The organism is Paenibacillus sp. MT86, from assembly GCF_058792535.1.
Map to the genome: position 1 here is coordinate 5,294,678 of NZ_CM179499.1, position 15,012 is coordinate 5,309,689.

The window sequence follows — 15,012 nt, forward strand, 5'->3', positions numbered from 1 at the left end:
CAAGAAGATGACATCGAAATCTACTTATCAGACAGGCCTTGAGAAGTTTAACCGCACGAACAAAGCCGTCAATCTTTTGTTCAACCTGATCTTCATTCTGTTGGCGCTGCTCTGCGTCATACCTGTAATCGTTGTCCTGTCCATCTCCTTCTCCAGCGAGGAGTCCATCCGTGAGACCGGATATCATCTGCTGCCGGTTGCCATGTCGGCCGAGGCTTACGTCTACATCATCAAGCAGGGAACGATGATTCTGCGGGCCCTCGGCGTATCCGCCCTCGTGACCGTGGTCGGTACCGTGCTCGGGGTGCTGCTGACCGCCTCCATGGGTTACGTTCTCTCTCGCCCCAACTATAAGCTGCGGGGATTTCTGACCTGGGTGGTATTCATTCCGATGGTATTCAACGGCGGCTTGGTATCCAGCTACTTCATCAACACGAATTTGCTGGGACTGAAAGATAGCATCTGGGCGCTGATTCTCCCGCTCGCCGTTTCATCGTTCAACGTCATCATATGCAAAACCTTTTTCAAAAGCACGATTCCCGACGGGCTGATCGAATCAGCCGAAATCGACGGCGCGAGCCAGCTGCGAATCTTCTTCTCCATCATCATGCCGATCTCGCTGCCGGTCATCGCCACCATCGGACTGTTTCTCTGCTTTGCTTACTGGAACGACTGGTTCCAATCGATGCTGTATATCGACAACCAGAACCTGTATTCCCTGCAAGCGCTGCTCAACAGCCTAATGAGCAATGTGGACGCACTCGCGAAGAATGCAGCGAGTATGGGCGTAAGCTACGCCATGCTCGTCGCAACGATGCCGAAGGAATCCGCCCGCATGGCGGTCGCCATTCTCATCGTGCTGCCTGTAGCATTCGCCTACCCTTTCTTCCAGAAGTATTTTATTTCCGGATTGACGGTCGGCGCCGTGAAGGGCTAATGACGAAATAAACCAAGACAAGCTTGGTTTATGATAAATATCCGCTGTACACACTTAGGTAATTCAACTTCAAAAAGGGGGAAATGAAATGAAAAGAGCATTAAAGTTCATCTCTACGCTGTGCGTGCTGACGCTTATGTTGACTGCTTTGGCAGCCTGCGGCGGCTCGAAGCCTGCACCTGCGACGGACGGATCCCAAGCGACGCCGGACACATCCAATGACACCGAAACGGCAAGCAAGGATGTACCGACGTTGACCTGGTGGACCATCGGCGGCCAAGTGCCTAACAATTTCAGCAAAGCGGTGGATGCCATGAATGCCTACACGGCCGAGAAGATTGGCGTGAAGGTCGACATCAAGGTAGCCAGCTGGGGCGAATGGGACACCAAAATGAATACCATCGTGAATACCGGCGAGCCATTCGACATCATGTTCACGAACAGCGGTAAATACAGCAAGCAAGTGGCTATGGGCGCGTTTGCCGATATTACGGATCTGGTTCAGAGCGAAACGCCGGACTTATACAAATTGATTCCCGAGAAGGTATGGGAAGGCACAAAGATCGGCGGCAAATATTATTCCGTTCCGACTTACAAGGATTCCGCGCTGACGCAGTACTGGGTATTCGATGATAAGTACGTGCAAAAGTACAATATCGACATCAACAATATCAAAACATTGCAGGACCTGGATAAGCCGCTTCATGACATGAAGGCCGGCGAAGGCAAAAGCTTCTATCCGCTGCCAATGACGCAAGGCGAAGGCTTGAACGGCTTCTTTAACGACTATGACGATTTAACCCTGGGCTTCCCTCCGATCGGCGTCAAAGCGGACGACGCATCGCGCACGGTTGTCTCCGTGCTGGAGCAGCCTGATGTTGTGGCTAATCTGAAGCTGCTGCATCAATGGTACCAGGATGGCATCATCAACCCGGATGCGCCGACGAAGACGGAGAACGACAAAGGCAGACCGTTCTTTGCAGCCCAGGCATTCCCGGGAGCCGAGATCAGCTGGCAGATCAATGACGCCATCGAGAAGTACGATATGGTTCAGCATTATGGGCCGATCTATACCACCAGTACGATTCAAGGCTCGCTGAACGCGATTTCGGCGAATTCCAAGTATAAGAAGGAAGCCTTGAAATACCTCGAGTTGGTGAATACGGATCCTAAACTTCGCAATATGCTGGCATTCGGCGAGTTGGGCGTGGATTACAACAACGTCGATGGCGAAAAAGTGATTGAGCGTACATCCGATACTTGGCCGCTTGCGGCTTACACGCAAGGCACGTTCTTTAATCTGGCGGTTACGAAAGGCGCTCCTGAAGATCAATGGGAGCAGGTTAAAAAGCTGAACGATGCAGCGACCTCCTCCACCGTCCTCGGCTTTGCGCTGGACATCACCGATCTTCAGACCGAAGTGGCCAACTGCCAGGCCGTGTGGGATAAATACAAATATGAAATCATTACAGGAGCATCCGATCCGGAGAAAGTGATACCGAAGGTCACCGCTGAATTAAAGTCGGCCGGCATGGATACGATCATGCAAGCCGCCCAAGAGCAGATCAATAATTACTTCAAGTAAATTCCTGCATCCCTTATTAGGACACTTTTAAGGGATGCTTTTTCCATCCTATCTATGAAGCTTGGCGTGAATCGTGTTACATTGAGATTAAGCTGCGCATATTTAAAGCGACCTGCTGCAATTGAGGTGTCGTATGGGCTCATTTTTACAAATCAAAATCTATCGCCACAAGTTTATTGCCTATGTCATCTTCGTCGTGGTCATCGGTCTGACGCTTGGTACGCTGACCAGTGCCATGCTGCTGAATCAATGGGTGGGCAATGCCCGCATCGAGGCGGCTAATGCCTTTGCGCGCGTGGAGAATGAGCTGCAGTATGATGCTGACCGAATCGAGGCTTACATGCAGCGCATCTACTCCAATCCCGGACTGATGGACGATGCTCGCAGCTTTCTAAGCAGCAGCGCGGAAGGCTATTTAACCAGCAGGCTGCAGAACAGCCATTTCTCCCAGCCGCTGGTTTCGTTTCCCGAGGATGTGAAGACCTATCTGTACAGCTGGGCGCAGGGCGAAATCACGCAGATTAGCCTGCATACCGATCATTACGGCAATGTCGTACGTTTTAATGAGCATGGGATAACAAGCTTTACCTTCGGGCTGCCGAATACGGACGAGGCGTTCCGCGATACGATTATGAAGGGCTTCGTCTATCGCAAGAAACTGTCGAATCCGACGGCGGGCGCTCAGGAGTTCGGGGAAATGCGCTTTTTGGTCAGCAGCGAACAAATCTTTAAATCCATTCGAAATTTCCGGTTTGGCAATGCCGCCGCGGTCAGTGCTACCGGCGAAACCTACCTCATCGGCAATGGGCAGGACCAGGACTTGGAGGAGCTGTCCCGACTGGCCGAGGCAGACGGCCGCAGCCATGGTTTTATATCGAGGGGTGTACGGAAGCATATCTTATTCGTTTCCTTTCCGTCCACCAAGTTTAATTTCAAATTTATTAGCATCATTGATTTATCCATGCTGATTCGTCAGCATGCCGGGATGCTGGTCGCCATCTTTCTGATCGTATTGACGGCCATGGTCAGCGTGCTTCTTCTCATCGCATACAATATGCGGGACGATGCCCTCTTCCTCCGCCGCATCATTCAATCGATCGGCCGGGTGAAAATGGCCAATTTTACGCCGAACCGCCCCGCCCGGTACCGTCGCAACGAATACGGCATGATCGCCCGGGAATTGGACGATATGATTCAGCAGCTGGACAAGCATATCCGCAATGAGTATCTGCTCAAGATCAAGCAGCAGGAAACTGAAATGAAAGCGCTTCAACACCAAATCAACCCTCATTTTTTATATAATACGCTGGAGGTTATCCGCTCCACGGCGCTAGTGAATCAGGACCGAGACACCGCCGACGCCATTGCTACGTTAGGCACGCTCTATCGTGAAATCGTCAAAAAGGAAAATATCATCTCGATTGCTAGCGAGCTGGAATTGCTGCAGAAGTACTTGGAGATTATGGAGTTCAAGTATCCCGAGCGTTTTTATTATCAAATCAATGTCGAGCCGGCGCTGCACTCGATCCCTACCGTGAAATTCTGGATGCAGCCCCTGGCTGAGAATTTTTTCATTCATGGCTTTAACGCGAATCATGAGTTTAATCTGTACGTCGTCAACGGCTTTGAAGCGGATGATGGTTATGTGCTGGAATTCGTGGACAACGGAAGCGGGATTCCGCCGGAGCGTTTGGATATCGTTCGCAGCACGCTGTCCAACCATGATGAAACTTCTTCCCATAGTATCGGACTGCGCAACGTATATACGCGCCTTCATTTCTTTTATGGAAACGGCCTTTCGATCGAGATTGAGAATAATGAGGAAGCCGGAGTCAAGATTTCCGTGCGGATTTCAAAAGAGGTGATTGAACATGTACAAACTGATGATTGTGGATGACGAACCTCAGATTTTGGAGGGAATGAAGCGAATCCTGGATTGGAAGCAATACGGATTTGGACGGATCGAAACCTGTGAATCCACGGGTGAAGCGATGTCCAAGGTGGTGGACCTGCTGCCGGACGTCGCGATTTTCGATGTCTGCATCGGCAAGGAGCTTGGATATGAAGCGATCCAGAGACTCAACGAATTTCAAATCCCTACGAAATACATCATCATGAGCGGCTACAGCGAATTCAAATATGCCCAGGAAGCCATTCGGTGCGGCGTCAAAGACTACCTGCTCAAGCCGGTCGAACGTACCAAGCTGCAGCAAGTGATCGAGAAGATCATCGTCGAGGATCTGGGCGGTTCGATAGGTGACCGAAACGGCGAAAGCTTGAACCAGGATCCGGTGCTTGGCGTTAGCTATGACAGCTTATCCAAGCTGGTGAACCGGATTCTGCTGATGATCAGGAAGGAGTATGCTCAGAACATCACCTTGAAATCCGTGGCGGAGCGTTTCCAGATGAACAGCACCTACCTCGGACAATTGTTTCTCAAAGAAACCGCGATGAAGTTTTCCGAATACCTGATGGCTTACCGCATGCTTCTGGCACAGGAGAGAATTCAATCGACGGATGAGAAAATTTCCTATATCGCGTTTTCCGTGGGCTACAACAATCTCAATTATTTTTATACGCATTTTCACGGATTTTTCGGAAAATCTCCTTCTGAACTGCGGGGATAAGGGTAACGCATACGTGGCGGAAAGGAGGACATCGATGGTTAAATACGCTAGACGCTTACGGTCTTTAATGATGATCAGCCTGCTGCTGCTGTTCACATTCTATACAACCGGCTGCTTCGGACAGCCTGGCTTTGACGACGAACCGCATGTCGGCGACACGGTCAACCTGATCTATTATACGATCGGTGAGCCCGACAAGGATCTTCGCCTCGTCAATGATAAAATCAATGAAATCATGGCTCGCAAGATCGGCGTGACGATCACCTATATCAAGGTAAGCTGGCAGGAATATGAAGATCGGCTGAACACGCTGATATCCGCCGGAAGCCCGTTCGACATTGCTTTTGCGCCCGACTATGCAACCACCGCGATGCGCGGAGCCTGGCTGAGGCTTGATGACCACCTGGCCGGCCTGGGCAAGGATATGTACGAGGCCATCGATCCCACCTTTTGGCAGGGGGTCCGCATGAACGACGGCAGCATTTACGGCGTCCCTACCAATAAGGAGTTAGCCGTACGCGATCAGTGGATGTACCCCGCCTCGATCGTGGACAAACACCATATCGACATCACCAAGTACAATACGCTGGAATCGCTTGAGCCTCTCCTCCGGATGATTCAGCAGAAAGAGCCGGATTACATCCCTATGGAGTTGGATCGGGATTCCCATAATTTCTTCGCTCTCTACGGATACGAATACATCATGAACCATAAATTGCCCTTGATGATCAAATCGCTCGACCCGGACGCACCGGTGGTGAATATCTTCGAAACCAAGGAAGCCCGGCAGGTTCTCGATACGCTGCGGCATTATTATAAGCAAGGCTTCATCAATAAGGATGCGGCGCTGCGCGAGCCGGGAGGGCTTAAACGAGGCGCCAAGGTGTTCTGGAAGTCCTCCGGCGGGGGGCCGCTCTCGGAGACGACTTGGAGCAAGGATCGCGGTTATAAGATTGTAGCGAATCCCGTAACCCCCAGCACCGTTACTACGGAATCCGTCCGGGGAGGCATCATGACCGTTAATGCCAATACCAAGCACCCCGTAGAATGCATTAAGTTTCTGAATTTGCTCAATACGGACCCCGAAGTACGGAATTTATTCAATTATGGGATCGAAGGCATTCACTACACATTGGACGAACAGGAGCAGGTCGTGTTGATAACCGACAAAGACAGCCATGGCGAACCGATCCCCGATGCGCCCGCAATCAGCTATTCAGGCGTGCAGTACACCCAGGGGAATTGGTTTATCCTAAAAACCATGGGCGGCGATAACCCGGACCCCCTCGACAAATGGGAGCAATTCCGTCAATACAACGCCGGAGTCGTCAATTCCACCGTGCTCGGATTTACGCCGGATCTATCCGCGCTGACCGCTCAAACCGATAACATCGAGATGGTCTGGCATAAATATTATCCAAGCCTCATGACGGGCTCCGTGGATGTCGATGCGATCCTCCCCAAGTTTAACGAGGAGCTGAAGCAAGCAGGCATGGATGACGTGATACGAGAGGTGCAGAAGCAGCTGGATGCTTGGCGCAGCGGCAGGAAGTAACTGCTGGAATCCGCTTCCCTGATTGGTTCGGCCTTGGCCCCAAATCGAGAAATGACCCCCACTCAAAAGAGACCCTAAAGCGGATAGCTTCAGAGTCTCTTTCGCTTGTTCACTTGGCCCGTAACGGGGAGCACATTTAAGATATTCTCTACTCCCACTTTTCATAGGCTGCGTGCAAATGGGTCCCGGACAGGAGGCCTTTTTGCAGCTGCGGATTCGGAACGATCCGGTTATACTTCATAATTTTCTGGTTGATGGCCTCTACCTCGGCCTCTGGAATCGCACTCGGATCCTGAAGGTCAAGAAGACGCTTGATGTCGGCGGCGATTTCTTTTCTCAGCTCCACCCATGCCGGCTGGTAATTCGCGTTCTTCATGATACTGGTTAGCACATCGCCGTCCTCGATCTTGATCGGCTTTCCCTTCAACGGCAAGTCGTCAAACCCGCCTTCTCTGGCAAACTTGTCGATGGCCGATTCCAGGAGCCCGCTACTGGTCGACATCGGGCGTCGTTCTTTTTCTTTTTGCTGGTTTTCTTCAGCAGCAGAAGCCATTTCTTTAGCGTCATTGTTCAAATCCATATCGGACACCTCCATTTTTACATATCAGGGAAATAAATCCGTTTCTCAAATGACATGTCAATGAATTTGTACTTCCCGTTCTCGTCCTGCTTAATATGCAGCGCAAAGTCCTTCTTCATCGAACGTCAACCGAAATTATCCAAAATATAACATACATCACATGGTTTTAACAGTTGGTTTCGGTATCAAATTCGATGATGCGGGACGCGGCATATGGCGGATTCATAATACAGTTGTGCTGATCATGCTTACAACGAAGGCATGAAACAACGCTCGGCGCAACCATATTGGTGAGCCGAGCGTTGTTTGGCATTCAATTATTTCATGAACGATGTTCAAACCAATTCAAGAGAATGGTTCAAAGTTCCACCATCGCCTTAATGACCTTGGCGGAAGGACGGAGCCAGCCCTGAAATTCTTGGATCAAATCGTCAAACCGGCATCGATGGGTGATGTACGGATCTACATCAATGCCGCCTTCCGAGATCCGCTGCATCACATCATGGAAATCATCCCTGGTCGCGTTACGGCTGCCCATCAGTGTCAATTCCCGCTTATGGAACTCGGGATCCCGAAATGAAATGTCCCCTTGAATCAAGCCTACATATACCAAGGTCCCCCCGTGTGCAACCATGTTAAAAGCGTTGGTCATGGAGGGTTGGTTTCCCGTTGCGTCCAAAACGATGGAGGGAAATTCTCCATCCGTTAGCGCCGAAAGATCGGACAGTTCATCACCAACCTGGATGGCATGATCCACCTTCGCCCAGGTTTTGCAGAAGGCCAACCGATCGGCGTTCATATCCATGGCGATAACGGTTGCCCCCAGCGCTTTGGCAAAAACCATGATCCCGAGTCCTATCGGACCGGCTCCGATGACTAAAACCGTATCCTTCGGGGTCACATTCGCTCGTTTAACGCCATGCGCGCCAATGGCAAGCGGTTCTACCAAGGCAGCCTGATCCAAGGTCAGCCCTTCCGCCCGCATCAAATGGCGAGTCGGGACGGAGATGCGCTCGCGCATGCCGCCGTCGATATGCACACCCATCACCTTCAACGATCTGCAACAGTTTGTTTTGCCTCTAAGGCAAGGCATACATTCCCCGCAGTGAATGTAAGGAATGACGCAGACGGTGTCTCCGGCCTTCAATCCCTCTTCGTTAGCTCCGACTTTTTCAATGATACCGGATAGCTCATGGCCGAGAATACGCGGGTACGTAAAAAAGGGCTGATTTCCGCGAAAGGCATGCAGATCCGTACCGCAAATCCCGATCCGCTTGATGTTGACGATGGCTTCTCCTTCGAGCAATGGAGGCTCGGGCAAATCCTCCCGGTATTGAAATTTTCCGATCTCTTGACATACGATACCCTTCATCCCAGCTGCCTCCTCTTCATCATCGGATGCCTTCATTGTATTCCGGGCGTCCACTTATCCAAGTCCGCCCTTGTACGGGCTCCAAAATCTTCAATACTTCCGCTAAGAGGGTCTGATCCAGCGGCTCTTCGCTCCAAGCGGCATTACGTTGTATATTGTCGGGATTGGCCGTACTGACCAGCGTCGTCGGGATCTGTTCATTCGAAGTCGAGAATTGCACGGCTAGCTTCGCGATATCCGTTCCGGCTTTAGCGCAATACTCGGCCGCACGTCTGCAGGCTTCCCTGATTTCCGTTGTAGCCGGGTGCCAAGACGGCGCTCCTCGGGAACCGAGAAGGCCCATGGATAAGGGAGAGGCGTTAATAAGCCCAATTCCCTCATCGTCAAGCAGCGGCAGCAAACCGGTAAGCGTCTGATCGTTCAAAGAATAATGGCAGTAAGAAATGATAGCATCGACTTCGATTTGAGGCAGCAATTTTTCGAACAGCTGCAGAGGCAGACCGCAAATCCCTCCAAAACGGATTTTCCCTTTTTCCTTTAAAAGCTGGAGTGCAGGAAGGGCCTCCTCCATTACAACGGATGCGGGAACGAACTCAATATCATGCAAAAAGAGAATGTCCACGTAATCGGTTTGGAGTCGCTTCAAGCTCTCATCGATACTGGCGATAATCCGCTTGGACGTGAAATCAAAATCATTCTCGCCATAGCGGCCTGCTTTCGTAGACAGGATGAATTGGTCCCGGGGTAATTGTCGGATCGCTTCGCCCAGCACGGTTTCCGCCTTCGTCAATCCGTAATAAGGAGATACATCGATCAAATTGATGCCCGCATCCATGGCTGCGTGCACGGTACGGATTCCCTCGCTGTCGTCGGTTTCCCGAAAGACGGAGCCTAGGGAAGACGCTCCGAAGCCTAATACCGAAACATCCAGACCGGTTCGGCCTAACTTACGGTATTTCATGATGAACACCATCCTTATCCAACTTATAGAACGCCTTGGCGTTCAGACCGAACAAACGCGCATGTTCCCGTTCTCCCCAATGCTTCGGCAGCGCTTCTGCCAATACGTCAACCACTTGGTCATATTCTGCCGATAGCAGGCACACGGGCCAATCGCTGCCGAACATGATCCGATCGGGACCGAACATCGCGACCACTTTATGTACATACCCATTAAAGTCTTCCTGGCTCCACCGGCGATGCTCCGCCTCGGTGACCATACCGGATAGCTTGCAGTAGATGCGCGGAAAACGGGCGATTCGCTTCATGATGCTCTCCCAAGGTTCCATCTGTCCGCTTCGGATTGGCGGCTTGCCCAGATGATCGATGACGCCGCGGATGCTGGGGACCATCTCAATCAGCTTCAACAGCGTCTCCAGCTGATGACTCCGGACAAGAAGATCGATCGGAACGTCTTCCTTGACATATTCATTCAATGCTTGGATAAAAGAGGGCTCCAGGATCACATTAGCTTCCGGCATATCCTGAATCATGATGCGAAAGCCGATAAATTTCGGATGTTTCCGAAATCGCTCATAATGCCGGCGGTGCTCCGGATCGAACAGGTCGATCCATCCTACCACTCCGACAATGGAAGCATCGCGATCCGCCAACGATAACAGATAGTCCGTCTCTTCCAAGGTCGGTGCCGCCTGAACCGTTATGCTGCCGTCCAATTGATGCGAATCCAAATGCGGCTTAAGATCGGAGGGCAGGAAATTTCGGTGAAGCTCCGGAACCTCCGGCGTGATCCATTCATAGTCCCCTCGCTCAATCAACCAATAATGCTGGTGGGCATCCAATCTCATATACATCCCTGCCTTTTAGGTGTTATGTTCGCTATCTTTATTGTACGTTCATAATCTGTGCACAAAAATAGCCAAGGATTGCATTTTTATAACCTATTTTGATATTGTTGTCCTTAATAGAGGATAAGGAGTGGTGAATCATGACTCCCCTGCGTAAACCCTTTCAAGGGGACCCCCTGTTTCCGATGGAAATGGTTTATCGGACTATAAAAAGCCCCCAATTGGAGCTGCCTCATCACTTGCATGATCTTTACGAATTGGTTTATGTGTACCAGGGAAAAGGCACTTTTTTTATTGAGAACAAGCTGATGGAGAAAAAAGAAGGCGACCTTTTCATCATACCCGGTAACACGATTCACAGCTCTTTCCCTGACCCGGACCAGCCCATTGTTTCGAGTGCTTTATTCTTTGCGCCTTCGCTTGTACTCGGCGCGAACGGAAGCGATTTGCAATACTCCGTCCTCAGCTGTTTTGAATATGCTCAAAAAACAGGCTCCTACCGTCATCAATTGCCCAAGTCGAACCAAGCCTATATCGAGGACATGCTGAAAGGAATCTCGGAAGAGATCCGGCTTGCCCAGCTAGGATTCCGCGAGGCGCTCGTGCTTCAGCTGCGCTCCTTGCTGCTGCATATCAATCGCTATATCAGCACCTTGTCCGCAGAACAGACGGCCCACTCCCAGATTGGCCCAGCCTGGCTGATGGATTCCATCCAATGGATTCACGAACACCTGGATCAGCCTATCGGACTAGCTGCTCTGTCGGCCAAAGCTGCGGTGGACCCCGCCCATTTCTCCCGCATGTTCAAGAAATACACCGGGTTGCATGTGACAGGTTACATGCATGCTAAACGGATTGCCCGTGCCAAAGAGCTCCTGCGAAACCATGAGGAGTCTGTCGGGCAAATCGCTGAAATCTGCGGGTACGCCACGCTGACGCACTTTCATCGCAATTTCAAAAAATTGACGGGCATGACCCCGGGAGCGTACAGGAAGCAGGCTGCTTCTCATCGTTAAGACACGCCAACAAGCACTTGCGATCATGGCAAGCGCTTGCTGCTTTACCTGAAACGAACGAATTCAAGAATTTCGACCGTTGACAATGGCTCCCTCTACGATTACATTGAATATAGTTAAGGACTTAACTATATAGGAGGCATGATCACTTTGAATGACCTTCAGCAATACGTGCTGGATTTGCCGCTGCCTGCCCTTGCTTTTTTCTCATTGGTGGAGACAACGGCAAAGCTGGTCGACGTATCCGAAAGTTATTGGAAGTCGCAAGGGCTGAACGGAGCCAGAATACGGATTCTAGTTGAGCTTATGAAAGAAGGAGGTACGATGCTTCCTTCCAAGCTGGCACAAAAAATCGGTGTAACCAAACCCAATATCAGTCTGCTGCTTACCCCCTTGGAGCATGAAGGCTTGATTCGCCGGGATTCCCATCCCGGGGACGGTCGAAAGTCGGTCATCACCATTACAAGCGAAGGTCAGCGTCTATTGATTCACAACCTGCCCGCGAACAGGCAGCGGATATCCGAAAAAATGAAAGCGCTGACTGAACATGAATTAAAACAGCTCCTGGGCCTTCTGCAAAAATTAAAGGAAGCGTAACGGTGTTCTTACGTCGACTTAGTTAAGCACTTAACCAAATAAGGAGAGGATGACATTCGTTGTCTACCATTATTACTGGAGCCAGCGGCCGGCTCGGCCGGCTCATTATCCAAGAGCTTCTACACCATGTTCAGCCTGATCAAATCGTTGCTTGCGTTCGCCAGATGGACTCTGCGGCAGCATTGGAGGAGCAGGGAATTGCGGTCCGCTTCTGCGACTACGACGCCCCCGCCTCCCTGAAGGAGGCATTCGCCGGCGCTTCGCGCCTGTTGTTCATTTCTAGCCCCCACCCCGATGACACCGTTCGTTTGCGGCAGCATGCCCATGTGGTTGAAGCTGCAAAAAAAGCGAACGTCAGCCATATTTTATACACCGGCTTCGCCTTTCCTGAACATAGCGATATATCGATGACCCACTTGCATTTGGCTACCGAGCATGCCATTCGCACAACCGGAATTCCTTATACTTTTCTTCGCAGCGGATTGTATATGGACTTTATTGAAGCGCTGGATTTGCAAGCAGCCATGTCGACAGGCAATCTTCGCGTCCATCCGGGATCGTGGCAGTTCAACGCGGTTACGCGCACCGATCTGGCGGCCGCCATAGCGGGGGTATTATCCGGTGAGGGCCATTGGAACAAGACATATGAGCTTGTTGCGCCATCCGTTTGGACCTTCAATGATTTGGTCTCCGCTCTTTCCGAGCTAACGGGCACACCGATATCCCTATGTCCTACCAATGAGGTGCAGCATTGGATATTTAGCTTTTTAAGAAAAATCGATACGGCTTCCACTTCTGGCGATCTGGAGAATTTAATATGCCGCCCGGTAACAGCGCTGAAAGAAAGCCTCCAAACTTATATCGGAGCAAGCAGATCCAAATAACGATTCACTATTCCCGCTTCATTTCAGTACTGTGCAGATGGCGTATTCAATATAATCTAGAAAGAGACACGGGAATACGAGGCTTCTTCTATTTCAAGGCAGGAGGCAGGAATATGCCGATACGTCCGCCAATACTACAGAGAGGCGATACCGTTGGAATCGTTACCTTGGGCAGCCCGCTCGCGGCCAGCATCATTGATGCACGGATCGAATATTTGAGAGCAATGGGGTTCAATATCGTATTGGGTCAATATGTATATGCGCAAAACGGGTTTCTGGCCGGCACGGACGAACAGCGGGCATCCGATTTAATGATGATGTTCCAAAACGAGCAGGTTAAAATGATACTGCCTACCAGAGGCGGCACAGGCGTAGCCGGAATCCTCCCGTACCTGGATTATCAGGTTATCCGGAATCACCCGAAAATCTTGACGGGCTACAGCGATATCACGGTTTTATTAAACGCCCTGCATCAACTGGTCGATTTAATTACATTCCATAGTCTGTTGCTTATTGACTTCAAACCCGAAACGCCAGCCTATAATTTCGATCAGTTTTTTGCGGCAACGTCCCTGTATTCATTAACGCGCCCCATCCTGAACCCGCCTGGTATGCCCCTGATCGGCCGGGTTCCGGGCAACGTTACGGGGCCGCTTGTAGGCGGTAATTTAACGTCATTCGTTGATACGCTGGGGACTCCCTTCGAAATCGATACACGGGGGAAAATCATCCTTCTTGAAGAAACGCATGAACCTACCAATACCGTCTACAGATACTTCAACGATTTGAAGCTCGCCGGAAAATTTCGTGACTGCATCGGCATCATCATGGGGGAATGTACAGGCTGTCAGACGGCTTACGGCAAAGCCTACGAGGATGTCATCAACGAGTTCATCGTGCCTCTCGGCAAGCCGTTGATCACGAACCTTGCCACGGGCCATGGTGTGTATAAAGCAGCTCTGCCGATTGGCGCAACCGTTAATCTCGATTCCATCCGTAATGCCATAACGGTGGTCGAACCCACGGTCAGCGTATAAAGTTCGTTTCCTAATGCCAGATGAATCAGCTGGAGCGGCTCCTGGCGGCCTAGCCTAAACATGATTGGAGGATATGGCGATGACTACTTTTCCAACGATCCCGGCAAGCCAATTGGTGCAGCGTCTGGAGCATCCGGGACGTAAAATCCGCCTGGTGCTGGATACCGACGCGTTCAATGAAATCGACGATCAGTTTGCGATCGCTTACGCGCTGAAATCCGCGGACAACATGACCGTAGAGGCATTATATGCAGCACCTTTCTTCAATGAGCTATCTTCAGGTCCTGCGGACGGAATGGAAAAAGGCTACCAGGAAATATGGAACATCCGCCGCATTCTGGGACGTGAAGACATCCCTGTCTATCGCGGCTCCACGGGTTACCTTCCTGCTTCCGACCAGCCGGTCGAAAGCGAAGCCGCGCGCAATCTCGTTGAGCGGGCCATGGCAAGCCATCCTGCCGATCCTTTGTATGTCGTTGCGATCGGTGCCATCACGAATGTTGCTTCCGCCCTGCTCATGGAACCCCGGATCCTCGAACGGATCGTGCTGGTATGGTTAGGCGGGCATGCCCTGCATTGGAGCGATACGAAGGAGTTTAACCTTTTTCAGGATTTGCACGCATCCAGGCTGGTCTTGGACTGCGGCGTCCCGCTCATTCTCGTTCCTTGCCTCGGCGTGGCATCTCATTTGCAGACCTCGTTATCCGAACTGCGGGACTTCGTCAAAGGCCAAGGCGAGATCGGGGATTATTTATTCGAAACATATTTAAGTTGTTCCGACGATCATTTTGCTTATTCCCGGGTCATCTGGGACATTGGCGTCATTGCCTGGCTCAACAACCCGGAATGGTGTCCGAGCGCTCTGGTTCACAGTCCGCGCATATCCGAGGATTTCCGATGGATGCATGATCCGTTCCGGCACATGATTCGCTCCGTTCATTTCATTCGACGTGACGAGGTGTTCCGGGATCTTTTCTTGAGGATTGCCCGATAGACATGGATAACTTATAAAAA

14 protein-coding genes are annotated in these 15,012 nt (G+C 51.0%); 10 read left to right on the forward strand and 4 right to left on the reverse strand.

Annotated features, from left to right (window positions below; genetic code table 11):
• Window positions 1-7 precede the first annotated feature (7 nt).
• From AC3RCL_RS23790 to AC3RCL_RS23810, 5 genes are all read left to right on the forward strand, one after another.
• Window positions 8-937, forward strand: a complete 930-nt coding sequence (locus tag AC3RCL_RS23790; protein WP_009593207.1) for a carbohydrate ABC transporter permease — start codon at window positions 8-10, stop codon at window positions 935-937.
• Between the two features lie 88 nt (window positions 938-1,025).
• Entirely contained in the window at window positions 1,026-2,522 is a 1,497-nt protein-coding gene (locus AC3RCL_RS23795; RefSeq protein ID WP_015736878.1) for an ABC transporter substrate-binding protein, read from the forward strand.
• Window positions 2,523-2,655: 133 nt separating this feature from the next.
• Window positions 2,656-4,419 carry a sensor histidine kinase gene (locus tag AC3RCL_RS23800; RefSeq protein WP_375121645.1) on the forward strand — a complete coding sequence of 588 codons (1,764 nt, stop codon included), beginning with the start codon at window positions 2,656-2,658 and terminating at the stop codon, window positions 4,417-4,419.
• Window positions 4,394-5,149: a response regulator transcription factor gene (locus AC3RCL_RS23805; protein WP_492532374.1), complete on the forward strand. Its 756-nt coding sequence runs from the start codon at window positions 4,394-4,396 to the stop codon at window positions 5,147-5,149. The genes AC3RCL_RS23800 and AC3RCL_RS23805 overlap by 26 nt, the downstream gene beginning before the upstream one ends.
• A 34-nt stretch (window positions 5,150-5,183) precedes the next feature.
• Window positions 5,184-6,704 (forward strand): ABC transporter substrate-binding protein, encoded by a 1,521-nt coding sequence (locus AC3RCL_RS23810; RefSeq protein WP_492532376.1) that lies wholly within the window; start codon window positions 5,184-5,186, stop codon window positions 6,702-6,704.
• A 148-nt stretch (window positions 6,705-6,852) separates the two neighbouring features.
• Here the strand turns inward: AC3RCL_RS23810 and AC3RCL_RS23815 are convergent, their stop codons facing one another.
• From AC3RCL_RS23815 to AC3RCL_RS23830, 4 genes are all read right to left on the reverse strand, one after another.
• Entirely contained in the window at window positions 6,853-7,284 is a 432-nt protein-coding gene (locus AC3RCL_RS23815; RefSeq protein WP_492532378.1) for a DnaJ family domain-containing protein, read from the reverse strand.
• Between the two features lie 358 nt (window positions 7,285-7,642).
• Window positions 7,643-8,656 (reverse strand): zinc-binding alcohol dehydrogenase family protein, encoded by a 1,014-nt coding sequence (locus AC3RCL_RS23820; RefSeq protein ID WP_192570905.1) that lies wholly within the window; start codon window positions 8,654-8,656, stop codon window positions 7,643-7,645.
• Window positions 8,657-8,675: 19 nt separating this feature from the next.
• The gene (locus tag AC3RCL_RS23825) at window positions 8,676-9,617 is read right to left on the reverse strand and encodes an aldo/keto reductase (RefSeq protein ID WP_492532380.1); all 942 of its coding nucleotides are present in this window, start codon (window positions 9,615-9,617) and stop codon (window positions 8,676-8,678) included.
• Window positions 9,604-10,464 (reverse strand): amidohydrolase family protein, encoded by an 861-nt coding sequence (locus AC3RCL_RS23830; protein WP_492532382.1) that lies wholly within the window; start codon window positions 10,462-10,464, stop codon window positions 9,604-9,606. Before AC3RCL_RS23830 ends, AC3RCL_RS23825 begins: the two co-directional genes overlap by 14 nt.
• A gap of 140 nt (window positions 10,465-10,604) precedes the next feature.
• Between AC3RCL_RS23830 and AC3RCL_RS23835 the strand changes: the two genes are divergently transcribed.
• The 5 genes from AC3RCL_RS23835 to AC3RCL_RS23855 all read left to right on the forward strand — a co-directional run bounded on the left by AC3RCL_RS23835 (window position 10,605) and on the right by AC3RCL_RS23855 (window position 14,992).
• Window positions 10,605-11,480 carry a helix-turn-helix domain-containing protein gene (locus AC3RCL_RS23835; RefSeq protein ID WP_492532384.1) on the forward strand — a complete coding sequence of 292 codons (876 nt, stop codon included), beginning with the start codon at window positions 10,605-10,607 and terminating at the stop codon, window positions 11,478-11,480.
• A gap of 141 nt (window positions 11,481-11,621) precedes the next feature.
• Window positions 11,622-12,077, forward strand: coding sequence for a MarR family winged helix-turn-helix transcriptional regulator (locus AC3RCL_RS23840; RefSeq protein ID WP_213579499.1), 456 nt, complete (start codon window positions 11,622-11,624; stop codon window positions 12,075-12,077).
• A gap of 59 nt (window positions 12,078-12,136) precedes the next feature.
• The gene (locus AC3RCL_RS23845) at window positions 12,137-12,961 is read left to right on the forward strand and encodes an NmrA family NAD(P)-binding protein (protein ID WP_492532387.1); all 825 of its coding nucleotides are present in this window, start codon (window positions 12,137-12,139) and stop codon (window positions 12,959-12,961) included.
• A gap of 113 nt (window positions 12,962-13,074) precedes the next feature.
• On the forward strand, window positions 13,075-13,998 hold the full coding sequence (locus tag AC3RCL_RS23850; protein ID WP_492532389.1) for a S66 peptidase family protein: 924 nt from the start codon (window positions 13,075-13,077) through the stop codon (window positions 13,996-13,998).
• A gap of 79 nt (window positions 13,999-14,077) precedes the next feature.
• Window positions 14,078-14,992: a nucleoside hydrolase gene (locus AC3RCL_RS23855; RefSeq protein WP_492532391.1), complete on the forward strand. Its 915-nt coding sequence runs from the start codon at window positions 14,078-14,080 to the stop codon at window positions 14,990-14,992.
• The last annotated feature ends 20 nt before the right edge of the window (window positions 14,993-15,012 follow it).